This window comes from Mammaliicoccus sciuri, assembly GCF_025561425.1.
Taxonomy (GTDB): Bacteria; Bacillota; Bacilli; order Staphylococcales; family Staphylococcaceae; genus Mammaliicoccus; species Mammaliicoccus sciuri_A.
On the sequence record NZ_CP094824.1, the window covers coordinates 2108543 to 2131724 of the forward strand.

20 protein-coding genes are annotated in these 23182 nt (G+C 28.8%); 7 read left to right on the forward strand and 13 right to left on the reverse strand.

Translation table 11 applies throughout. The annotated features are described in order from the left end of the window. Positions 1–6: 6 nt before the first annotated feature. Positions 7–1680 (reverse strand): CDP-glycerol glycerophosphotransferase family protein, encoded by a 1674-nt coding sequence (locus MUA60_RS10990; protein ID WP_262648267.1) that lies wholly within the window; start codon positions 1678–1680, stop codon positions 7–9. 137 nt (positions 1681–1817) lie between these two features. Between MUA60_RS10990 and MUA60_RS10995 the strand changes: the two genes are divergently transcribed. Continuing rightward, positions 1818–3245, forward strand: a complete 1428-nt coding sequence (locus tag MUA60_RS10995; protein ID WP_262648268.1) for a glycosyltransferase family 2 protein — start codon at positions 1818–1820, stop codon at positions 3243–3245. A 52-nt stretch (positions 3246–3297) separates the two neighbouring features. Here MUA60_RS10995 and MUA60_RS11000 read toward each other — a convergent pair whose 3' ends face one another. Next, entirely contained in the window at positions 3298–6495 is a 3198-nt protein-coding gene (locus MUA60_RS11000) for a CDP-glycerol glycerophosphotransferase family protein (protein WP_262648269.1), read from the reverse strand. Further along, on the reverse strand, positions 6492–7982 hold the full coding sequence (locus MUA60_RS11005; protein WP_262648270.1) for a CDP-glycerol glycerophosphotransferase family protein: 1491 nt from the start codon (positions 7980–7982) through the stop codon (positions 6492–6494). The genes MUA60_RS11000 and MUA60_RS11005 overlap by 4 nt, the downstream gene beginning before the upstream one ends. A 222-nt stretch (positions 7983–8204) precedes the next feature. Here MUA60_RS11005 and tagD point away from each other — a divergent pair, with 222 nt between their 5' ends. Further along, the gene (gene tagD, locus MUA60_RS11010) at positions 8205–8597 is read left to right on the forward strand and encodes a glycerol-3-phosphate cytidylyltransferase (RefSeq protein WP_232157918.1); all 393 of its coding nucleotides are present in this window, start codon (positions 8205–8207) and stop codon (positions 8595–8597) included. A gap of 87 nt (positions 8598–8684) precedes the next feature. Further along, positions 8685–9818, forward strand: coding sequence for a serine hydrolase domain-containing protein (locus MUA60_RS11015; RefSeq protein ID WP_262648271.1), 1134 nt, complete (start codon positions 8685–8687; stop codon positions 9816–9818). Between the two features lie 27 nt (positions 9819–9845). On the opposite strand, the gene MUA60_RS11020 is transcribed toward MUA60_RS11015, so the two are convergent. The 5 genes from MUA60_RS11020 to MUA60_RS11040 all read right to left on the reverse strand — a co-directional run bounded on the left by MUA60_RS11020 (position 9846) and on the right by MUA60_RS11040 (position 15056). Further along, a complete protein-coding gene (locus MUA60_RS11020) occupies positions 9846–10520 on the reverse strand; it encodes an SGNH hydrolase domain-containing protein (protein WP_316964820.1) in 675 nt (224 codons plus the stop codon). Next, entirely contained in the window at positions 10502–11830 is a 1329-nt protein-coding gene (locus MUA60_RS11025) for an acyltransferase family protein (RefSeq protein ID WP_262648272.1), read from the reverse strand. Before MUA60_RS11025 ends, MUA60_RS11020 begins: the two co-directional genes overlap by 19 nt. A 190-nt stretch (positions 11831–12020) precedes the next feature. Next, on the reverse strand, positions 12021–13073 hold the full coding sequence (locus MUA60_RS11030) for a glycosyltransferase family 2 protein (RefSeq protein ID WP_262648273.1): 1053 nt from the start codon (positions 13071–13073) through the stop codon (positions 12021–12023). A gap of 4 nt (positions 13074–13077) precedes the next feature. Then, positions 13078–14133 carry a CDP-glycerol glycerophosphotransferase family protein gene (locus tag MUA60_RS11035; RefSeq protein WP_262648274.1) on the reverse strand — a complete coding sequence of 352 codons (1056 nt, stop codon included), beginning with the start codon at positions 14131–14133 and terminating at the stop codon, positions 13078–13080. Between the two features lie 119 nt (positions 14134–14252). After that, a complete protein-coding gene (locus MUA60_RS11040; protein ID WP_262648275.1) occupies positions 14253–15056 on the reverse strand; it encodes an ABC transporter permease in 804 nt (267 codons plus the stop codon). A gap of 207 nt (positions 15057–15263) precedes the next feature. On the opposite strand from MUA60_RS11040, the gene tagH reads away from it, so the two are divergent. Then, positions 15264–16058 carry a teichoic acids export ABC transporter ATP-binding subunit TagH gene (gene tagH / locus MUA60_RS11045; RefSeq protein ID WP_262648276.1) on the forward strand — a complete coding sequence of 265 codons (795 nt, stop codon included), beginning with the start codon at positions 15264–15266 and terminating at the stop codon, positions 16056–16058. A gap of 27 nt (positions 16059–16085) precedes the next feature. Here tagH and MUA60_RS11050 read toward each other — a convergent pair whose 3' ends face one another. The 5 genes from MUA60_RS11050 to MUA60_RS11070 form a co-directional block, all read right to left on the reverse strand. Then, positions 16086–16343: a hypothetical protein gene (locus MUA60_RS11050; RefSeq protein ID WP_262648277.1), complete on the reverse strand. Its 258-nt coding sequence runs from the start codon at positions 16341–16343 to the stop codon at positions 16086–16088. 8 nt (positions 16344–16351) lie between these two features. After that, the gene (locus MUA60_RS11055) at positions 16352–16714 is read right to left on the reverse strand and encodes a hypothetical protein (RefSeq protein ID WP_262648278.1); all 363 of its coding nucleotides are present in this window, start codon (positions 16712–16714) and stop codon (positions 16352–16354) included. Further along, positions 16677–17819 carry a thiolase family protein gene (locus tag MUA60_RS11060; protein ID WP_262648279.1) on the reverse strand — a complete coding sequence of 381 codons (1143 nt, stop codon included), beginning with the start codon at positions 17817–17819 and terminating at the stop codon, positions 16677–16679. The genes MUA60_RS11055 and MUA60_RS11060 overlap by 38 nt, the downstream gene beginning before the upstream one ends. Then, a complete protein-coding gene (locus MUA60_RS11065) occupies positions 17801–19174 on the reverse strand; it encodes an AMP-binding protein (protein WP_262648280.1) in 1374 nt (457 codons plus the stop codon). The genes MUA60_RS11060 and MUA60_RS11065 overlap by 19 nt, the downstream gene beginning before the upstream one ends. 141 nt (positions 19175–19315) lie before the next feature. Continuing rightward, positions 19316–20143 (reverse strand): WecB/TagA/CpsF family glycosyltransferase, encoded by an 828-nt coding sequence (locus MUA60_RS11070; RefSeq protein WP_262648281.1) that lies wholly within the window; start codon positions 20141–20143, stop codon positions 19316–19318. Positions 20144–20373: 230 nt separating this feature from the next. Here MUA60_RS11070 and MUA60_RS11075 point away from each other — a divergent pair, with 230 nt between their 5' ends. The 3 genes from MUA60_RS11075 to MUA60_RS11085 all read left to right on the forward strand — a co-directional run bounded on the left by MUA60_RS11075 (position 20374) and on the right by MUA60_RS11085 (position 23120). After that, a complete protein-coding gene (locus MUA60_RS11075) occupies positions 20374–21654 on the forward strand; it encodes an LCP family protein (protein WP_316964758.1) in 1281 nt (426 codons plus the stop codon). A gap of 18 nt (positions 21655–21672) precedes the next feature. Further along, positions 21673–22152, forward strand: a complete 480-nt coding sequence (locus MUA60_RS11080; protein WP_262650617.1) for a DUF2538 family protein — start codon at positions 21673–21675, stop codon at positions 22150–22152. A 545-nt stretch (positions 22153–22697) separates the two neighbouring features. Next, a complete protein-coding gene (locus MUA60_RS11085) occupies positions 22698–23120 on the forward strand; it encodes a GNAT family N-acetyltransferase (protein ID WP_262648283.1) in 423 nt (140 codons plus the stop codon). The last annotated feature ends 62 nt before the right edge of the window (positions 23121–23182 follow it).

Sequence of the window (23182 nt, forward strand, 5' to 3'; positions counted from 1 at the left end):
CCCTTTTCAGTCCATAGCTTGTTCTATCAATTGCGTGATAGTTTCGTATGACTGATTATTTTTGTTGATAAATTGGTCACTAATCGTATGATAATCGTTATTCATAATTGCATTAAACAATAATGACTGTTCAAAATATTGATTATCATTGATTGTTTCATAAACTTCTTTATATAAACCACGGTTATAATCATAATTATTAAAATCTGGTGTATATAAATACACTTTTTTATCAATTGTTAATGCATCAAACACGATTGAAGAGTAATCACTGATTACAATGTCAGAAACAAGTAGTAATTGTTGTGTTTCAAACTGTGTTGTATCGATATAATTATGCTGTTTATTGGCATGATCTTCTTCGTGATATTTATAAATAATGTTATATTTCGCTTTCATCTCATCTGTAAATTCTAATAAAAACTCTTCTTCTTGATTATCTCTCCATGTCGGCGTATAGAGAATTGTTTCCTTATCAGTATTTAAATTTAACTGTTGTTTGATTTTATTTATTTCATTTGAATTTGAGTGTTGCTCTAATAAATACTGATTTCTAGGATAACCACATGCAACAATTTCTGTTTCTTCCAATGGAAATGCAGATTTAAACACTCCATTGATAGATTCTACATCCGTTATAAAATAATCTTGTTTAATTAATTTATTATATTTACGTGCTCGATAATTATAAATATCAATATTTTGTTTAGGTTCTTTGCTATCTAAGAATAGTCGTTTTAAAGGTGTACCGTGCCATAACTGAATGATTGTACCATTAGGTTTAAAATGATCTGGCAAGTAACTTTCAAGTATCACTACGTTAGCTTCCTCTATAATTTGTTTCGTATCAGAATGAGAAGGAGAAACAAAGTGATCACCTTTTTCTTCGTCCGTAATAAAGTAAACCGTATATTTAGGGTGTTGCTTTATTAAATATTCAAATAAATATTTTGAATTACCTCTGTAACCATAATCGAAACCTAAAAATACAATATGTAGCTTGATTTTCGACTGATCTTTGTCATAAATATTAATTGTCTTTATTTGTTTTTGTAGTGCTGTATTATTTAATTTTTGATACGCAATTTTAGGTAATTGAAAATGTGATTTTAACATGACTTTATCAATTGTTCTTGCGATAGATGGAAGGCGTGTTTCTTTCGCCTTAAATATTGGTGTAATGCCATTTAAAAGTGCAATTTTGTTTAAATAGAATTTTTCTTCAAATCTGAGACTTTCATTTTTAAATGCTGCTAAACAGCTTGCACTTGGTTTACTTTGATGAACATAATCAAATATAACGTGAGGATCAATCTTAATTTCATCCAAGTGAAAAATCGCATTTAATGTGATATCAAATATCGTTTCCCACTTATAATTAGAAATTAGCCATAATAGATCATCTTTTTTGAAAATAATATTTGGTTGAAGCGTTATATTATTAAACCAATCAGCAACTGTAATAAATGCCTTGCCCATATATCTACTATCGTTTGTATAATAACCATTGTTTGTATAATCAACAATATAAGATTGGTTATCCAATTCTAACTTGTTTAATACGTCTTCCCTAACTTGCGTATATTTATCTATTAAAATAATATGATTTTCTTCATGACATTCTGTAATTAAATAATTCTTTAAATTATACTGGTCATGAACATTTATAATTTTAATCATTTTACACCTCATATATTTTAAGTTAATACAATAAATTGACTTCACTTTCTATTCATATTACATTATATAAACAATGTGAGACAAATATGCCACATTGTTTATACAATTTGATTTTTTTAAACGATTGGAGTTAATTTATGTTATTCAAAAGTAAAAAGCTTTTTTCTATTATTGTCACATCATATAATAATGAAGCTAAAATAGAACGTGCAATCGATTCAATATTAAATCAATCACTAGATAAAAAATATTATGAAATCATCATTGTAGACGATCATTCTACAGATAATACTCAAAACTTAATTAAAAACTATAAAGCTAAAAATATCAAAGTTATCATTTTAGACGAAAATTCAGGTGGTCCTTCAAAACCTCGTAATATCGGTATTGAAGAAGCAACAGGCCAATATATTTATTTTCTAGATGCAGATGATTATTTAGCAACAGATATATTAGCAAGAATTGCTAACGACGATGCACTTCTTAAATCAGACATGATTGTTGGTAGAACGTTACGTCAAAATGACCATTCTTTAACTATACATGCTAGATTTATGAGTAATGATAATCGTTATAATTATAACATCAATGACATCCCATATATATATAATCACTTTGGTCCGCCATCAAAATTTATTAAACTAAGTCATATTAAAAAACACAATATAAAGTTCCCGGAAAACTTACATTTCGGGGAAGATAAAATGTTTTTCACATACTTGAGTCCTTATATTAATGATGTATCTACGGTGACGGATAATTGCTCGATTATTGACAGAACAACATCTAATGAGTCACTTACAACAGGTGTAGATTTCTATGAAAAACGTGATTCAGATTTAGAAATTATTCAGCATTTACTAAAACAAGAATCAAACGCTAAAAACATTCGATTGTTAAATCGATTTTTAGAATACGATTTACTGAAAAGTTGTAATAGTCATGTATTTTTAAATAGTGATAAACAAAAACAAGTTCGGTATTTTAAACAACTGAATGAGATTTTCAATCAATCATATATAAAAACAAATATCATTCAAACAATCAGTCAAGAATATACAGACTCAATTAAGTTTATTCAAAATAATGATTTTGAGTCATTTATCAATTTCTTTACTTGGCTGAAAAAACAACCTAAAATCATTCAAAAGCAGCAACAACAAACAATATTAACTGATGCTAATGAAAGATTCACAATACCATTTCAACAGGCAACGTTATTAAACATAGCTGAAGTAGACAAATCCATCAAAATACAAATTGAAATAGATGGTTTAGATACAGACAAAATACGTAACTTGTCTCTTATGTCTCGAAAAGATTACAAAGATGATATTTTTATTGATAATATAGATGTCCAAGATAACCTCTTAACCATCTCAATACCTAAAACTGAAATCAATAATAAACCAGCAGCAATTTATAACTGTATCATTGTATATGATGGATTTAAGCATTTAAATATTAAATTTGGTTATGATAAGAAAATTAATTTAACGGATAAAAAAGGTGTTTTCTACCCTACTATAAATGGAAACCTTTCTTTAAAATTAACGAATAAATAATAAAAAGCAGAACTGACACACAATTACAGCGTCAGTTCTGCTTCTTGTTTATTTAAAATAATTTATCTACAATTTGTTTCGCCGCTGTTCCTTTTTCAAATGAACAGAATTTTTCATAGAATTTATCATATTTATCTTTATATGATTCATTAACCGTTTCTATGTTTAGAATAGCATCTATTAAGCTTTCATTGTCTTTCAACAATGGACCTGGTGCTTCGTCTTCGAAGTTCATATAGAATCCTCTTAAATTATCTTTATAATGTTCTAAATCATATGTGAAGAAGAGTAATGGTTTTTGTGTATTAGCATAGTCAAACATTACAGATGAATAGTCTGTAATACAAATATCGCTAATTAAATACAAGTCACTAATATCTTCGTAGCTCGCAACATTATAGATAAAACCTTCTAATGATTTATCGATAATAATATTATTACTAATAATGATATGAGGTCTTAAGAGAAGTACGTACTCGTCTCCAAGTTTTTCTTTCATTTGATGTAAATCTAATTTTAAATTAATTAAATGTTTTTTCGCAGATGATACTTCGTCATCTCTAAATGTTGGTGCATATAATATCACTTTTTTATCTTTAGGAATTGAAAGTTTACGTTTGATAATATGTTGTTTTTCTTCAATATCACTTTCATTTTCATAGAAGATATCATTACGTGGATAGCCCACTTCTAGCATTTCTTTTTTAAAGTTAAATGCAGATTTAAAACAACTCGTCGCGTACGGACTTGGCGAAACTAAATAATCCCATCGTGAAACTGAACGATTAATTCTATCAATATAACCTTCATCTCTACCTTTAAAGTCATCAACATCATTTAACATTTTTTTCAATGGCGTACCATGCCATGTTTGAATATATGTTGTGTTTTTCTTTTTCTCAATATAGTGAGGGAAGTTCTGATTATTAATCCAGTATTTAGCTAATGATAAATATTTATAATAACTTGGGCTTAAACGTTTAACCGTTATTACATTTTCATCATCAAATGGATATATTTTATTGGATACCCATACGATCTTATAACCTTTATCGAGCGCTTTAATTTGATCGTAAATCATTTTAGGACTATCTGTAACTTGTTTACCTAAGTTACTTTCTATCACAATTAATTTTTCATCTATTTTCCCAAATCTTACAAGGAATTTATTCATATGAGACATTATATCAAAGTATTTTTTATGTCTTCTAAATCGTTTAAACACATGTTGTGAAAGAATGTCATATTTTAATGCATCTTTAATGATATTTTTACGTTTAAATGATTTAGCTTCTTCATAAATACGTTGTGAATTGTTTGTATCTTTGTATGCTACAAAGTTATTAGCTTTGTTGATAATTTGTTGTTCATTCTTGAAGTCGTTATCAACATAATGGTTAGCCGCTTCTATAACTTCTTCAACATTATCAACAATTCTACCAGGTAGTTCTTTATCAAGATCTAAATGTGATGGTAATCTTCCGATAAATCTATCTCTATCAAATTGATAGTAAATAACTGGTTTTTCTAAGAAACTAAAGTCAAATGCAACACTTGAATAGTCTGTAATCATCAATTTACTTTCTTTAATAAGTAATTGAACATCTACTTCACCTTGTCTAATGACTTTAATGTAATCAGGTATATCAAAATACTCAACAAATGCTTGCATATTAGGATGTAAACAGAATATGATATCTACATTTTTGGATTGAGCAATTGTTTTCCATTCTGGTCTATTCAATAAGTCATTATAATTTTGTAGATAATCAGATTCTAAAAGACTATTAATATTTGTTATCCAGTCACGCCATGTAGGTATAATTAAGATTTGATTTTTAACTTCTACGTTTTCCTTAAATAATTCATCAAATCTTGAAAGACCTGTAACTTTCGCCTGATATGAATCAAATAATAAATCTCTATTGACGATTTGTTTTTCTCGATTAGAGCTTGTGATAAACATATCAACGTTAAAGTCTTTCAATTGTTTACCATTAATTTGTGTTAAGTTTTTAGCACCTAACACACCATGTTGTAAGAAGACGCGTTTAGCTCTAATTTTTTTCACATAACTTGCTTCGTGACTTGGGAATAATAATTCTGTGTGATGTGTACTGCAAATCACATCTGCTTTGATCATAACTTCGAAATGTTCTTTTGATTTAAAATCAATAACATTTCCATATGGTTCAACATTTTTTCGTTCTTCAGAGTTTTTATCTATAACATAATATACTTCTTCATTAGGATGTTCAGTTCTCATATATTTAAAGAAGTGATAACCATTATCTTGAGCTTTATATGATTTTTCACCAATTACCCAAACTTTATTTTTATTCAAATTATTTTTAATTAATGTTGGATAGTCATGCATTAATTTTTTATACGCTTCATAGTCTTCTTTTGCATATTCATTAATTCTAAACGATAAATTTCTACCCTTCATCGTGAAATATGGTATAGCCGTTTTTACTGTTTGACCAAGATCAATTGATACTTCACCTTTAGCAAATCTTTCTACCATAATTCTAGGATTACCTAATTTTACATCAATTACATTTTTAAATTCTTTTACTTTTATACTTAGGAAAATATCGATAATGTCTTCTGAATCAAAATCATTTTCTAAATACTGCTTTAGTTCATTTAAAATATCAATTTCAAAATCATAACTTGTAGAGTTTAGTTTCTTATATACATTAAATACAGTAGGTTCTAATGGGATCTCAACTACATTTTCACTTAACCTTGAAGTGATTCTTAAATGAGCATATTCAAGTGTTGAATTTTGAATCGAGAACTTCCCTTTTAAAAATGCTTGTTTATTATTTATAATAATTTTATCTATATGTCTTCTTGCAAAATAAGTAGACACTGGTAATGCTGGTTTTAATGTGAATTGTATAATTCCGTTTTTAGTAATATACGGGGTAATAGTCACTTCATCATTATTGATTGTTTCAAAGTTTTGTATATTATATTCATATTTTTTTATGTTTATTTTTTGAATGGATTGCGTAATGCCATCAGATTTTTCGAGTAAAATAAAGATAGTTTCTCTATCATATTGTGAAAATTTCTCCAAGACTTCATTTAAATTAATTTTAAATTTATTTTTGATGTTTGATTGTGGAACCATTATTTCATCAAATTCATTTTTTATATAAACATTTTTAATATTATCTAATGTTTGATCAAACTCGAAGATTAATAATTCACTTTCTTGATAAATATTTAATATTTTCATTGTTCATGAAACTCCTTTTCTTTATCTAGAGTACGTATGATTTTTTCACTTACTCTTTTAGTTGCTTCTCCATCATCAAGTTGATTATATTTATGATTAAATGTTTTATAAGTGTCTGATTGAGGTATGTCTAAATATTGCATTGATTTAATATAATCAATTAATGCTTCACTTGTTTCAAAGACTGGTCCTGGTAGATCTGATTCATAAGGTAAATAGAATCCTCTAATATCATTAGCATATTCATCTTTATCATATGCAAAAAATAAGATTGGTCTGCGTAGATTCGCGTAATCAAAATAAACAGACGAATAATCTGTGATTAATACATCACTCATTAAGAATAATTCATTGATGTCATTAGCATCTGATAAATCATACACATTTTTATAATCATCTAAATTTAAATGTTCTGATACTAAATAATGTGCTCTTATGAGTAATACATATTCATTAGACAACTCTTTACTAAAAGCATCTAAATCAAGCTTCAATTTAAAATTGTATTTACCTATATCTGTACGATCATTATCTCTCCATGTCGGCGCATACAATATAACCTTTTTATGAGAAGGGATTTCATATTTTTGTTTGAGTTGCTGAATATATTTTTCATCATTTAACTGAATTAAGTCATCATTCCTTGGATAACCTAGCATCAACATCTGTTCATCTTTTAAATTAAAAGCAGATTTAAATCGTTCAGTTGCAGTTTCACTTGGTGATATGAGGAAATCCCATCTACTTGTTTCTTTATTAAAGCCATAAATATATTCTTCAAGCGTGACATCTGGTATTGAAATAACCGTTTGATCATTAGCTAATTTCTTTAAAGGTGTACCATGCCATGTTTGAATATATAGTTGATTATCTTTCTTTTCTATCTGTGGTGACAACCTCGTATTAGCAATCCACACTTTAGCTTTTTGATAGATCTTAAAATATTGCTTTGAATTTTTCTCAACAGTATCAATGTTAGATTCATTTAGTTTTTCTTTTAAATCTTGATTATCTGTTACCATTACATGTTTGTATTCAGGTAAAGCAGCACTTAAATAGAAATAAAGCATTCTTGGAGAATCTGTAAATGATTTACCATTAAATGATTCATATACAATTGTTTTGTCTAATTTACCTGGACATATATCTGCAGCATAATGTTTAGAGCGAATAGTAGATAAATATTTACGAAATTGGGAAATCATATAACTATATTTATATTCCCCGCGTTTCATAGCTTTAATCTCCATATATTTAAATACACTTTTTTTAGAAGTGTTATAATTAATTTTTCTTAACAAAATTGACAAACCATTTCTATTTTTTAGTATAAAGTCAAATTTATAAGGAAATAGAGGATTGAAAACTTTGTTAAAATAATAAAGTAGTTTCTCTTTATTTGTATAATCAATTTCTTCCTTATTATTAAAATATATAATCGTACTTTTAAATGAGTTTTCTGTCATCAGAAATAATTTTTCTTCCATAAATACTCCTCTAATTCATAATTTACACTAAATTAACATATTCTATCATGATACACTAATGAATTATAAATTAAAACTAATGTCACATATCATATTGTAAAAAAACATTTATTATTAAAATATTTACAATTGCCTTCATAATAATTTTACAAACTTTGCAAATAGTTTACAATAATACTTATATATATTATGATTAAACATATAAAATAATGGGGTGAAATAATGCGTAGAGTAATAACTTATGGAACTTATGATTTACTACATTACGGTCATATAGAACTTTTAAGAAGAGCTAAACAATACGGAGATTATCTAATTGTTGCTTTATCGACAGATGAATTCAATAAATTAAAAAATAAAAAATCATACTATAATTATGAACAAAGAAAAATGATGTTAGAATCTATTAGATACGTTGACTTAGTTATTCCAGAGAATAACTGGGAACAAAAAACTGACGATGTTATTAAGTATAATGTTGATACATTCTTAATGGGTCATGATTGGGAAGGCGAATTTGACTTCCTAAAAGATCATTGTGAAGTGATATACCTTAAGAGAACAGAAGGTATTTCAACAACTCAAATTAAAAAAGAACTCTACGGTAATGAATAGAACACTTAATTGTGTTCTTTTTTATGATATTAAATGTAAATATTTTCAATTCGTGGTAATATAATGTAAAAACATCAGGAGAAAAACATGAAGAAAATATATAAACTAATATTAGGTTTACTCGTAGTATGTCTTATCATTGTTGTAAAAGATATTTATCAACATCGTGAAGCAAAAAAAGAACAAGCTGAGTCATATATCCAAAAACAACAAAGCCAGAATAAACAAGTTCAAAATAAACAAACTTCGTCTAAAAGTTTTCACGAATCTAATGATATTGATAAATACTTAAAATCTAAAGGATTTAATGGAAATATAACGATTTATAAAAATAACCGCCCCATTATGAGTAAAGCATATGGTTTTAGAGATATTGAGAATGGTGTTTTAAATGATGCTAAATCGATGTATCTTCTTGGTTCAGCTAATAAATTTATAACTGGTTTAATGTTGAGAGAATTAGAAGAACAAGGTGTTATTAATATAAACGATAATGTTAATAAATATATTCCGAATTTCCAAAATATATACCCCATAACTATTAAGGATTTAATGTTGCATAGAAGTGGCTTAGCTAAAGTAAATTTCCCACCTACCGTTAGAGGATTAAATGGCGCGATAGAAAGTATTAAGCTAAATGGCGTTGTCTCTCAAAATTATCATAAATATTTTTATAATGATGCTAATTACATTACAATAGCTAAAGTTATAGAAAATGCTACACATAAATCTTATAAGCAGAATCTAAATGAACTCATTATTAATAAAGCCCATTTAAAATATACTGCTCGATATGATTCTATCAATCACCAACAGTATATGGTAAAAGGCTATAAAGTTATTAATAATCAGTCTATATACCATCATCCTTTAACTTTAGATAAATATGATGGTGCTGGTAATGTCTATATTTCAACAGATGATATGGCTAAGCTTGTTAATCAATTCAAAAATAAACAAATTTTAAATGGATCATCTACTGATATTTTGCTTTCACAGATTGATACGCATATTTTTCCAAGCTCATATAGATATGGATTTTATAGATACCCGTATCATCAAAGATATAGAGGTATATTTTATCATAATGATTTTGTGACATTCTCTAACGATCAATATATCGTTTCTATCGCAAGCAATAAACTGAATGAACCTTATCAAAGTGATTTAGAGAATATGCTAAAACATATTTTTAGAGACATACTTAAACAAAAAATATAAAAATAGAGAGTGGACTTTGACCACTCTCTATTTTTTAACGACAGATTTAATTTCTTTACCTAAAATAGGTCCGAAAGTTTCTGAATAAGTATTTGTCATATGGTCCATATCTCGATACACGACAATGTTACCTATTATAGGTCTATATTCACCATTCACTTTAAAGTATTCAGATGGATCGAATTTCGGTAAATCTTTGTTTGTTTCTGATAGTTTTTTCCAATATGAAGAATCTTGTTGATTATTCCCTTTATTCATAAGTTTAATTGTTTCTTTTTCACCAGATTTTTCTAGTTCTTCTGAAACATTAAACTCGTATCTTGGAATATCTCTTATTGCCATTACTTCAATATTATAATCATTTTTAACTTTTAATAATTCATCTACCATTTGTTGTTGAATCTTATCGCTATTTGAGTCAGCTGCTGTAACATGTGATAACACTAGATCAATATCATCAGATTTCTTTAAATAGTTTTCGACATTTTTAACCCATTGACCTTTTAATGAATTATCATCATAACCAGTAGAGAATCTTGTTCCTGATCTCGTGATATTAATCACTCTGTAATCATGCTCTTTAGCCGCTTCAATAACTGCTCCTAACCAATGTTCAGAATGTGAACTACCTACTAAAGCAATTGTTGCTTTGTAGTCTTTTTTCTTACCGTAAGTACCAATCTTTAAATCTGATTTTTTAATCCTTGGTTTGAATCATCTAAGTGTGATTGTGGTAAATCATCAAACACATTACCGAATTCAGGCTTAGGATCATTTTCTTTAATTTTTTGTTTTGATGTTGCAGCTAGTGCACCTGGATAATCTTTAGATGCTAGTTCTTTATCGGCAGACATTTTCACATAGGCATTATGAGAGACTAAACCAGCGATTAATATGATATTAGCTAGTGCGATAATACCAATTCTCTTGAATGCTAATTTATTTAATTCTGCACTTCTAATTGGTGTTTGAATATATTTTGTCGTAATGAATGAAAAAACAATAGATAATGCAATTATGAGTACTCCTGAAATAATACCAGGTGTTTCTGAAATATTGTATTTGTAGAATGACAGTAATACCCAGTGCCATAAATATATTCCGAATGATACGCCACCTAGTTTAATCATAATCGGCATAGATAAGAAGTTCTTAACACCATATTTAGTATCTTTATTACCTGATAAAATAATCAGTAAAGCACAAGTCATAGGCCATAAAGCAATATAACCTGGAAACATTGTTGATACATCAAATATAGCCCCTGTTAAAATTAAACCAATAAGACCAATCCATCCAATAATTTCAGCTGTTAAATTACTAATTTTTATTCTGCTTAAGTTAATACAAAGCAAACCACCTAATGCGAATTCCCATACTCTCGTAAATGTAATAAAGTATGCTAAAGGTTGATTTACAGCAGTTAAATAAACTGAGTATGCAAATGATACAACAAATATAAAACCAAGTAAGTAATTGATTAACTTTTTACCATTTGATAAATCATATCTTTTGATTATGAATAATACACCTGTAAATAATAAGAACCAAATGATATAGAACTGTCCTTGAATGGACATTGCCCAATAATGTTCTAGCGGACTTTTCATTTGCTGTGCATCTAGATAATCAGTATTACTCAATGCCAATTGCCAGTTTTGATAATAGAACATAGATGAAACGACTTCTTTCATTGTTTTATCAAAAATGGTTGATGGTAAGAAGAATATGCTTAATACCAATATGACTAATATAATGATAAATGCCAGTGGAAATAACCGCTTCATTAATTTAGATATGTATGGCCAAAACTTAAATTCTCCTGTTTTATTAATTGTAGATATAATAGATGTTGTGATCAAGAAACCAGATACAACGAAGAAAACATCTACCCCACCAGATACTTTACCAAACCAAATATGGTAAATAGCGACTAATAAAGCCGCAATAATTCTTAAACCTTCAATTTCAGGTCTAAATTTTCTTTCTATATCAATCATATTTTTATTCATTTTTAAACTCCATCTTAAATTAGTTTGATATGCAATTATAAATTATATCAAACAATTAACTGATGTAAAGTATGTATAATAAATATTTAATTAGTGTAAATATCGATTTTAATTATAAATTCATCTATATACAACAAAAACTACTAACAATATTTTACGTTTGTTAGTAGTTTTTAAAATTTCATAATATTTAATGAGATATTTTTTTACTTTTATTTCTGATGTTTCTTAAGTTCATTTTTGTTTTTAGTTTCAATTGCTTAAATTTATATGAACGGTAAGCTTTTTTATCAATTTGCATATCTAAATTACTTGCCACTACTTTAAATCTTTCAAAATTGTAATTCGCAGCAATTGTTAATACGAGATCTTTCAAATCTTTCACGCTATTCGTTTCAAGTTGTTGAACGACTTGTAAATACTTAATTGCTGGTTCAATAACGTGATTTAAGTTTTCTACTTTCATGAAATTATTACGAATTAAAAAGTATATAATGAGATAATCCATTCTATAACTATAGTAGTTACTCACTTTTTCTTTTAAATCACTTAAGATATCCATTGTTCTTTTTCTAACTTCAGTGGCATCATTTAAGTATTTTTCAATATTTTTGTAACTTGTCGCTACTATAGAATCTTCAACGCCTATGTTATATAAATAAGCTGAATCATCTAATATTGTAATATGACTTTTTGACCAAGCTTTCAAATTAAAGGTATGCTCTTCACAAAAAGTAATATCTTCATCGAATCTAATATTTTCTAATACTTCATGTTTGTACAATTTACCATAAGGACCTATAGACTGCGTAACTTCTGGAGTTAAGTTTAATGTCGTACGATCTACAGCTTTTAAATCATTGTATGTTTGAATCGGCCTAATCTGATCACCAATTAAATGAGAAACCTTACCGACCACGATATCTGTATCATTTCTTTTTATCGCATCAACCATTTTGTCGATAATATCTTCACCTAATTTATCATCTGCATCACAAAACATAATATATTTACCTTTGGCGATACTGATGCCTTCATTTCTCGTTGCCGCAGCACCTTTATTTTCTCGATTCACAAGTACAATATTAGGATTATTAATTTTGCTAATTACATCTGCACTATTATCTTTTGATCCATCATTAATACAAATAATTTCATGCTCATAATGACTCTTAATTGATTTAATGGTTTGCTCTATTGTTTTTTCTGCATTATAAATAGGGATAATGACACTTACTTCCATATCGTTAAGCTCCTTTGTTTATAAAATCAACTAACTTTTGAGTTGCATCGAAGTTTGTATACTGATGCCACATTGGTTTAATTTTATTATTAATTTTATTCAGATTCACAAGTTTATAAAGCGTTTCTAAATCATAAGCTTTGTTCTCTTTCGTCATTTCATAATAGTATTGATTGAGGCCTCTCATTTCATCGTACTTTGCTTCATCATAACTATAGAAAATAATCGTTTTATTTAAAAGTGCCGCTTCAATACTAAGTGAACTGTAATCTGTAATAATGATTTCTGCCATTTCAACTAAATCTTGTATATCTCTCGAATCTGAATCATGTGAAGTAATGCTTGGATGTAATTTAGTCACAAGTTCGTATTCAGGGCACATTTTTTCAAATTTCTGTTTATCTATCGTATGAATTTCATTTGTATAATCTCTATATGTAGGAACATATAAAGCTATTTTTTTAGATTTATTAGGATACTCATGTTTATCTTTATATTGGTCTAATCTTGGTAATCCAAATGGTAATATTTGATTGGGTTTGGCATCTAAACTTTTAATAAAGACGTCTTTCATAATATCTGAACTTACTAAATAATAATCTGTAAAATGATAAACTGATAAATAATTTTTTATGAGTTGTTTATGTTCAAGATTAATACTTTTATCTTCTAAGCCAAATTTTTTCAAGGCTCCGGCAGCATGCCATGTTTGTATAACTTTTTGTTCTGGCGTTTTACTGATACTGCCTAATAATAAATAATAAGTATCGATAATTATTATTTTACTACTTTTAATGGCTTTTAACTGTTGTAAGACATATTTATTACTTAAATTGATCACTTTATCTACTTCTAAATCGTTCAAAAAATCAATCCATTTTGGATGCGCAATAACTGTAATATGATATTGTTCTTTCTTTAATGCTTCGATTATAGGTAACACATCTTCTTTAAATGTCATAAATACCACGACATTTTTACGTTTCACATTACTTTTGAATAATTTATTAAATACAAAAATAATAGAAAGATAGACTTGTTTAATTATGCTTCTTACCACATTGACACTTCCTTACGTATAATTTACTAAAGTTAAAAAAATTGACCATGAGAAGCTCTATATTGAGATAAAGGCTGAGACAATCATTGATGTCTCAGCCTTTTCATTTATTAATCATTTTAAATAAAGTCAGCAAATCTTTGTCTAAATCTAACATGCAATATTGCACCTACTACAAAGAATAACACTGTTACGCATATATTATAAAGTAATAATTGCCAATGATCTACGAAGTACCAATTATCATATAATATTGCTGATCGATACCCTTCTGCAAAGAAGAATACTGGATTTAATTTCATAATCATTTCAATAACTGAACCTTTTTCTGGTATCCAAAGAATTGGTGACATGTAAAATAGCATTCTCAAAATAGCTTGCATCGCCATTTGTGTATCTCGAATAATAACACCTAAAGTGGAAGTTAATAAAGAAACTGAAAATGCAAACATATACACTAAAGGTAAATATATAAATAATTGTAAAATATAAATCGAAGGTATAATGCCAGTTGGTATACATAATAAAATAATAACTAAAACTAAAATAATATGACCATAAAATCTACTTGTTAAAACATAGGCAGGTATTGCAGACAAAGGGAAATTCATCTTTGCAACTTGATTAAACTTAGTCCCTATTGATTTAGTTCCTTCAAGAATACCTTGGTTTACAAAGAACCACATACTAATACCGACTAATAAATATAAGATAAACGGCACACCATTTATCGGTGCATTCTGACGTATACCAAAGCCAAATGCAAACCAATATACAAATATTTGTAGTATAGGATTAATCAGTTCCCAAGCTAATCCTAAATAATTATCATGATTCGAAATTTTTAATTGGAATTGTGCTAATCTTTGAATCAAATAAAAGTTTTTGACGTGCTCTTTTATCACTGTAAAAACAGCATGCATGAATATCACTCTCTCGCTAAGACATTTATAACTTAATCTTTAATATAGCATCAAATGAGCATAGATGATATATTAAACTTTAGGTTAATCTCATAATTATAGAACATATATAATTTACATGATTCTAACAGAATTTACAATAAATTTACTAAACTCATAAAATAATGCATAATAGAAATGTTAATAATTATAAGGAATGAAGTACATATGAAAGAATCAGTTATCATTAATAATTTAACAAAAGAATATAAAATTTTCCGTAATAATAAAGACAGATTAAAAGATGTGTTTTTACCGAAGCATCAATCACAAAGATTTTACGCGCTTAAGGATATATCATTTACTGCGTATGAAGGCGATATTATCGGTTTAGTTGGTATTAATGGTTCAGGTAAATCGACATTAAGTAATATTATTGGTGGTTCACTTCAACCAACAGACGGTGTAATCGAACGCCACGGTGATGTTAACGTTATCGCAATTAACTCTGGTTTAAACACTCAATTAAATGGTATAGATAATATCGAATACAAGATGTTATTACTTGGTTTCTCTAAAAAACAAATTAAAGAACTTACACCTCAAATTATCGAATTCTCTGAATTAGGTGAATTTATATATCAACCTGTTAAGAAATATTCAAGCGGTATGAAATCTAAATTAGGTTTCGCAATCAATGTTACCGTCGATCCAGATATTCTTGTAATTGATGAAGCATTATCTGTTGGTGACCAAACATTCACTAAGAAAAGTTTAGATAAAATGAATCAATTTAAAGAAGCTGGCAAGACTATTTTCTTTGTCAGTCACAATATAAATCAAGTTAAAGATTTTTGTACAAAAATAGCTTGGATTGAAGGCGGCATACTAAAAGAATTTGGTTCTACTGAAGATGTACTTCCAAAATACCAAGCATTCTTAAAAGATTTTAATAAAAAATCAGCAAAAGAAAAAAAAGCATTTAAAGATGAACTAGATTCTAGCAGATTTTACGTTAAATAAAAACTGATATTGAGGCTGTAATTAGTCTCAATATCGGTTTTTTTCAATTATAATCTTTATCATCCCTTGTTGATTGATACATTTAATTTTATTTTCTTGAAATGCTTTTTCTAATGTTTCATCTATATAAATTGGATTTTTGTATTTCACAGTATAAAGTTGCCACTCAACATCTTCTAACAACCATTCACATACAAGTTGGCCGGGTACAATTTCTTGATGGATTGGATTTGAATCATGAATAATAGTTAAATATTTGTTAACAAGACTAATATCAAATTTCATGCTATACCTCACTTTCCAACGAACATTTGTTTAAGTCGAGTGTATATGTCATCTCCACTTGTAATCGTCAAACTAAATTCATAAATCGTAAACGACTTCACTTTTTTTATTTTCTCTTTTTTTAATTTTGCTTTATAAATTGTATCAACATCTAATGCTTTAAACTGTTCAACTAAGGTTTCTTTTAAGTAAATCTCTTTTCCTAAAAAACGCTCAAACATTGAAAATTTTGGCCATATACTTGCTAAATATAATACTGGTACTGAAGGTGCATCCTTTTCTATAGGAAGTATTTTTTTATATGCTTCGACATCTTCATTGTTGAAAATGACGTCAATTATTTCGATTCCATCTTCTAAATAATGTTGCATGTCCCATGCCTCCTCCTATTCCCATTGTTGCTATCGATGTCTCAATTTCTTTCATATGATATAAACGTGTAACGAGGCTTGCACCACTCGCTCCATATGGATGTCCAATAGCTAAGGCTCCACCATACAAATTAAATTTATCGTCTGGAATATTTAACATATCTTTTGAAGCAAGTACTTGAGAACTAAATGCTTCATTAAATTCAACACCGTCAATATCTTTCATTGTTAAATGCGTATGCTTTAATAAACTTTCAACTGCAGGTACTGGTCCTATACCTAGCAATCTTGGATCAACACCTTTAACAGAACTATCGATAAATTCCAGTCCTTCGCGATAATCTAAAGCAGCCGCCTTTTCTTTACTCATAATTAAAAGTAATACCCCACCGTCATTTTTCATGCAACTATTACCTACTGTTACAGTCCCATCTTTAATAAGTGGTTTTAAACGTGATAACGTTCTTAAAGTTAATTTAGGTTTAACGCCTTCGTCATGTTGAATCCATTCATTTCCAACTTTTATTGGATAAATTTCATTTGATAAATAACCTTTTTCCATAGCTTTTATTGTCTTTTGATGACTATTATATGCAAATTCGTCCTGGCTTTCTCTCGAGATTTGATATACTTGCGCAACATTTTCAGCCGCTTCAATCATTGAAGGGTCTTCTCCATCAGGCGCAAATGAAGCACGCTCAAAAAATTCTGGTGCATCATAAACTGATAGTGGTCTTTTGATTTTCCAAGGTGCTCGACTTGTACTTTCAACACCACCAGCAATATAAACTTCACCAGCACCTGCTTGAATCATTCTACAAGCATAAGTTACCGCTTCTAATCCTGCTCCACATTGTCTATCTATTGTGACACCAGGAATATCAACCGGCAAACCTGCTTCTAGCAAAGACTTTCTAGCGATATTTCCTCCATTTCCTACTACGTTCCCTAAAACAACTTCACTTAAATGTTCAAGTGCTTCAGCATGATCAGTTAATAAATATTCATATAAAGGTTTCAAGAGTACTTCGGGTTCTAATTGTTTAAAAATACCGCCATATTTACCAAATGGCGTTCGTTTTGCAGCTACAATAACTGGTTCCATGCTTTTCCTCCTAATTCATAAATAGATTTCATCTTATATCTCGCTATCTTGCCACTAGATGTATATTTCATCTGTTTAACTCGTATCATTCGAGATGGTATTTCATAACGACTTAACCCACACGCTAACAAATACGCTTTCATGCTTAAATATTGCAAATGATCTTTACCTTTATATAATAAAATTGCTATTTCTCCGAATTTATTATGTTGCCTACTTATAATAATTGCTTCATTAACTATATCTAGATTTAATAATTTTTGCTCAATAATCTCTGGATATACGTTTTTACCGCCAATAATTAAACGGTCACTTTCTCGTCCATATAAGCGTAGTTCTTGGTCTGCAGAAATTGATGCCCAATCGCCTATTTTAATCCACTCATCACAGACTTCTCCATTTAAATAACCACTAAATGTCATGTCGCTTTTGACATATAACCTGCCTATATTATTTTCATCTTTATCTTTAATTTGTACTTGAACAGATGGAAATAGTTTACCTACAGATTCTGAATCTGCTTGTCCATTAATATTGTAGCTAATAAAACTCGCTTCAGAGCTTCCGAAGAATTCAATTAAATCAATATCAGGATACTTATATTTAAATTTTTCAAATATTTGTGTAGATAATTTTGCACCTGATGAATAAATACTCGAAACATTCATTAAATGAACGTTATGATTCAATAAACTATATAGCATTGTAGGCACAATAAACATCGTTTGATTTTCATTAAAAATATTGATTAATTTATCTAGAATTTGTGTATTAAATTTCTTTTGGCCAATAAATGTTCTACCTGTACATAACGCATATATCATAGCGTATAGTGTTAATGAATGTGCGTGTGGTCCAGGTGCTATAATAATGTCTGTATGACCTTTGAGTAAGTCTTCATTATATTTAAATGATTGAACCCAAGATTGATGATTTCTCATATACGCTTTAGGTATGCCTGTCGTCCCAGAAGTAAATCCAATATGTAAAATATCTTGAGGTATTGATGTATTAACTTCTATTTGTCGATATATAACCTTATTATTGTCATCTACTAATAATGGAATACGATATAACACTAATAATTCATACTTTTTCTCTTCAGATATATGAGGATCAAGGACACACGGTATAAGTTCACACTTTAAAGCTGCAATATACCATTTTATAAACTGAATTGGATTTTTCATCGAAATACCAATCATGATATGTTTTGGATATTGTATTAACGTTGTGGCAATTTTTTCAGATTCTATCAATAAATCGTTATAAGATATATGCATCTCATCAATATACATGGCAATTTTATCTTCTTTTGTATTTAATTGTTTATTTATGAGTTCCAGTACTTGCATTAGAATACCACCTACTTTCATTGTTACCTTCATCATAACATTTAGTTAACAATTGAATAGGTAAAATTCTTCATAAAAAAACACCTTAATGTTAAATTTCAACATTAAGGCGTTTCTAAATTATCTATTCTTCATATAATCCTATTTATTTTTTTTAGGTGTGCATGATTTTTGGAATTGAACTTCTTTTAAAAACAGCGGAATTTTAAGTGCTCTATTCACACGTTTCAAATCAGTTATAATTCTATATAACCACTCTAAATTAAGTTTAATAAACATTTTTGGTGCACGTTTAACATTTCCGCTTATGACATCAAATGAGCCACCTACACCCATCATTACTGTATGCTCAAAGTGATGACGGTTATAATAAATCCAATCTTCTTGTTTAGGAAAACCCATTGCCGCAAAAATAAAGTCTGGATTAAATTTTTTTATTTTCTTAGTTACTTTATAATCTAGTACATGTTTATAGCCATGTTTATGATCAAACGTAATATTTGGATATTGTTCTTCTAAAATTTTACGAGTTGCTTTAACGCCTTCTTTAGAAGAGCCTAATAAGAATACTCTCTTGCTACTTGCGTTTGCAATATTCAACATTTCTTCCATTAACTCTATTCCCGGAACACGTTCTTTCAATGGCGTATTTAAATATTTAGCTGCTTTAACAATACCAATACCGTCTGGTACAATGTAATCTGCATGTTTAATACGTCGTTGATAGTGATTATTGCTATAAGCATAATGTGCAATTTCAGGATTAGCTGTTACAATAAATAAATTGTCATTTGTTTCCTGATTTACAAAATACTTAATACGTTCTACCATTTCATTCGCCGTCAGGTTTGCAAATGGCAAACCTAGAACATTAACGGTTGGAGGCTTAATCACGTCATACGAATTCTCTCTATTTAATTCTATTTGTTCACTTATACTATTTAAATCTTTTTCTAGTACTTTTGCCATTTGTATCACCTCTCATTCTTCACTATAATTTACACCATTTCCATAAATTTTACAACAAATTTACATTCTATATTTGATAAGTAGTACACATAATTCATTTAAATTGTTGAATTTTACTTGTATAATCATATATGATGTATAATATGCAAAAATAGATATTTCAAAACACAATACGAATAGAAGGGTAAATATATAATATGAAAAGATTCGCAAAAATAGGTTTACTTTTGATGTCAATAGTACTCATGATTCTACCCGTAGTATTTGGACTCATGCTTTATCTTGAAACTAAAGGTGCGATAAATGATTCATTTCTTGATTCTAAAAAAAGCAAATCATCTTTAAGAGATAAGCCAGTAGATCCTAGTTTAGATCATGTGTCGGTATTATTTTTAGGTATAGATGATAGTACATCAAGACGTGAAGGTGGTCAAAAGGCTAGCCAATCTCGTACGGATGCTATGATTTATACAACATTTAATAGAGATAAAAAGCAAATACGTATGGTTAGTATCCCACGTGATACATTAAGTTATATACCAGCCGTAAAATATTATGATAAAATCACGCATGCTCATGCAATAGATGGTCCAGAAGGTTCAATGGAAAGTGTTGAAAGTACATTAAACGTTCCAGTAGATTACTATGCAAGAATTAATATGGAAGCTTTTGTTGAAGTTGTAGATGAGCTTGGTGGTATTGAGTTTGATGTACCATTTGATTTAAACGAGCCAAACACAGAAGATAAAGGACGTATTAAAGTTAAAAAAGGTAAACGTATTTTATCTGGTGACGAAGCACTTGCAGTTGTTCGTTCAAGAAAACAAGATTCAGATTTAGAGCGTGGTAAACGTCAAATGGAAATGATTAAAGCCATTATCAAAAAAGCTCAAGAAACAAATTCTATTAATAAATTAGATGACTTAGTTAAAATCGTTGGTAAAAATGCAAAACACAACTTCACATTTGAAGATATTCAAAACTTAGCAACGACTTATTCATCTAGTAAAGTGAAAATTAAAACAGAACAAATTAAAGGAACTGATGCTAATTTCAATGGTGTTTACTTCTTCAATCCTGACTTAGATAATTTATTAGAACTTTCTAATAAACTTAGAAAAGACTTAAACTTACCTAAGACTAAGAAAACAGAATTAATGAATTATCTTATGATTCAAGCATATGGTGATCTAACACCTTATATTGAAGTATCTAAGAAAAGTCTAAAGAGTGGAAGCACATCAGGTGACAATGATTCAGCTGAAACAGTCGAACCAGCTATAGACCCTGATACTGAAGAAACAACCGAGCAGCAGACTGAACAACCATCAGAGCAACCATCCGAACAGCCTGTACAACAGCCTGTAGAACAACCTGTACAACAAACACCTACAGAAGAAGTACCATCACAAGAAACACCATCACAAGAAGTACCACAACAAGCAACACCAAATCAAAGTGGTCAAGCACCAGTTCTAAGCGCTCAACAACCTGGTCCAGAAGTTTACTAGGAAAGGAGGCAAATTATGATTCAACGTAAAATATATGAAAAATATGAACAAATCAATACAATGTTTGATGCACTTGAAAATCAAATCATTCATTCTGGAGATTTGTCTCACTTCAGACAGAATTTGTACTATGTTAATCAAGAACATCATGAGAATTACGAAGCGTTATTACTATACTATAAACAAGCAAACAACGATCCAATTGTAGATGGCGCTTGTTACATCATTGCCATCCCTGAAATCTTCAATGTTATCAATATCTTTGATAACCCCCTACCTTTTTCATGGGTATATACAGAAACAGGCTTAACAGAAGAAATGAAATCATTAAGCGTTCATTTGCAATATCTTGTAGCAGCAGCACTAGAAACAAGCCAAATTCAAATATTTACACCAAGTGGATATACAATGGGTATGACAAATTGGAGTATTCACCAATTAAGATTATTCTGGCAATATACCGCAATCGTTAGAAGACAAGCAGTACAAACTATATAAATTAAAAGCTGAGCCATATAAAGTGGTTCAGCTTTTTTGTGTGGACAGAAATGAGATGGAACTTATTGTGAAAATATAGTGTGAATGTTGCTAGATTGGTGTGTCTTGCAATATTCAGTCCTCCTATGTTGCTAGTCAGCCTCGTCTTGCAATATTAGAGATTCATATTTATCTTGTTTGGTCAGTCTTGATAAATACAACGCCTCTATTTATCTTGTTTCGCCAGTCTTGATAAACACAACGGCTCTATTTATCTTGTTTAGTCAGTCTTGATAAATACAACGCTTCTATTTATCTTGTTTGGTCAGTCTTGATAAATACAACGCCTCTATTTATCTTGTTTAGTCAGTCTTGATAAATACAACGGCTCTATTTATCTTGTTTAGTCAGTCTTGATAAATACAACGCCTCTATTTATCTTGTTTAGTCAATCTTGATATATACAAGTTCTTTTTACCAAATATTTATTGAGTTTTTTATTTACTACATCAATTAGAATAATCATAATGTATAATAAATTGAATCAAAACTATGGAGGTATCACAATGATTAAAATAGCAGAAAGCCAAAAAGATATTCAAGATGGATTAAATATTAGAAAGACTGTCTTCGTTGAGCAACAAGGTGTTTCTATAGATGCAGAGATAGATGAATTTGAAAATGTTTCTAAGCATGTTGTTCTATATCACGATGATAAACCAGCTGCGGTAGGTCGTTTTAGAAATTATAAAGATGGATATGCGAAAGTAGAAAGAGTTGCTGTTTTAAAACCTTATAGAAAATTTGGTTATGGCAAAGATATAATGAATTTTATTAATCAAAAAGCTAGTGAAGATGGATATAAAGGCACTGTACTTAATGTACAATCTCACGCTAAAGGATTCTATGAAAAATTAGGCTATAAAACTGAAGGTGAAGAATTCTTAGAAGAAAACATTCCTCACTATTTTATGAAATTAACTTTTTAATTAAATTATTACTATCTCAAATATTAAAGTTACATTACATTTCATAAAAAGTTCATCTTTTA

Bases quoted from the DNA above. Each gene is read 5' to 3' on its own strand.
- MUA60_RS10990 (WP_262648267.1), bottom strand. From the start codon at position 1,680: ATGATTAAAATTATAAATGTTCATGACCAGTATAATTTAAAGAATTAT.
- MUA60_RS10995 (WP_262648268.1), top strand. From the start codon at position 1,818: ATGTTATTCAAAAGTAAAAAGCTTTTTTCTATTATTGTCACATCATAT.
- MUA60_RS11000 (WP_262648269.1), bottom strand. From the start codon at position 6,495: ATGAAAATATTAAATATTTATCAAGAAAGTGAATTATTAATCTTCGAG.
- MUA60_RS11005 (WP_262648270.1), bottom strand. From the start codon at position 7,982: ATGGAAGAAAAATTATTTCTGATGACAGAAAACTCATTTAAAAGTACG.
- tagD (WP_232157918.1), top strand. From the start codon at position 8,205: ATGCGTAGAGTAATAACTTATGGAACTTATGATTTACTACATTACGGT.
- MUA60_RS11015 (WP_262648271.1), top strand. From the start codon at position 8,685: ATGAAGAAAATATATAAACTAATATTAGGTTTACTCGTAGTATGTCTT.
- MUA60_RS11025 (WP_262648272.1), bottom strand. From the start codon at position 11,830: ATGAATAAAAATATGATTGATATAGAAAGAAAATTTAGACCTGAAATT.
- MUA60_RS11030 (WP_262648273.1), bottom strand. From the start codon at position 13,073: ATGGAAGTAAGTGTCATTATCCCTATTTATAATGCAGAAAAAACAATA.
- MUA60_RS11040 (WP_262648275.1), bottom strand. From the start codon at position 15,056: ATGCATGCTGTTTTTACAGTGATAAAAGAGCACGTCAAAAACTTTTAT.
- tagH (WP_262648276.1), top strand. From the start codon at position 15,264: ATGAAAGAATCAGTTATCATTAATAATTTAACAAAAGAATATAAAATT.
- MUA60_RS11050 (WP_262648277.1), bottom strand. From the start codon at position 16,343: ATGAAATTTGATATTAGTCTTGTTAACAAATATTTAACTATTATTCAT.
- MUA60_RS11055 (WP_262648278.1), bottom strand. From the start codon at position 16,714: ATGCAACATTATTTAGAAGATGGAATCGAAATAATTGACGTCATTTTC.
- MUA60_RS11060 (WP_262648279.1), bottom strand. From the start codon at position 17,819: ATGGAACCAGTTATTGTAGCTGCAAAACGAACGCCATTTGGTAAATAT.
- MUA60_RS11065 (WP_262648280.1), bottom strand. From the start codon at position 19,174: ATGCAAGTACTGGAACTCATAAATAAACAATTAAATACAAAAGAAGAT.
- MUA60_RS11070 (WP_262648281.1), bottom strand. From the start codon at position 20,143: ATGGCAAAAGTACTAGAAAAAGATTTAAATAGTATAAGTGAACAAATA.
- MUA60_RS11075 (WP_316964758.1), top strand. From the start codon at position 20,374: ATGTCAATAGTACTCATGATTCTACCCGTAGTATTTGGACTCATGCTT.
- MUA60_RS11085 (WP_262648283.1), top strand. From the start codon at position 22,698: ATGATTAAAATAGCAGAAAGCCAAAAAGATATTCAAGATGGATTAAAT.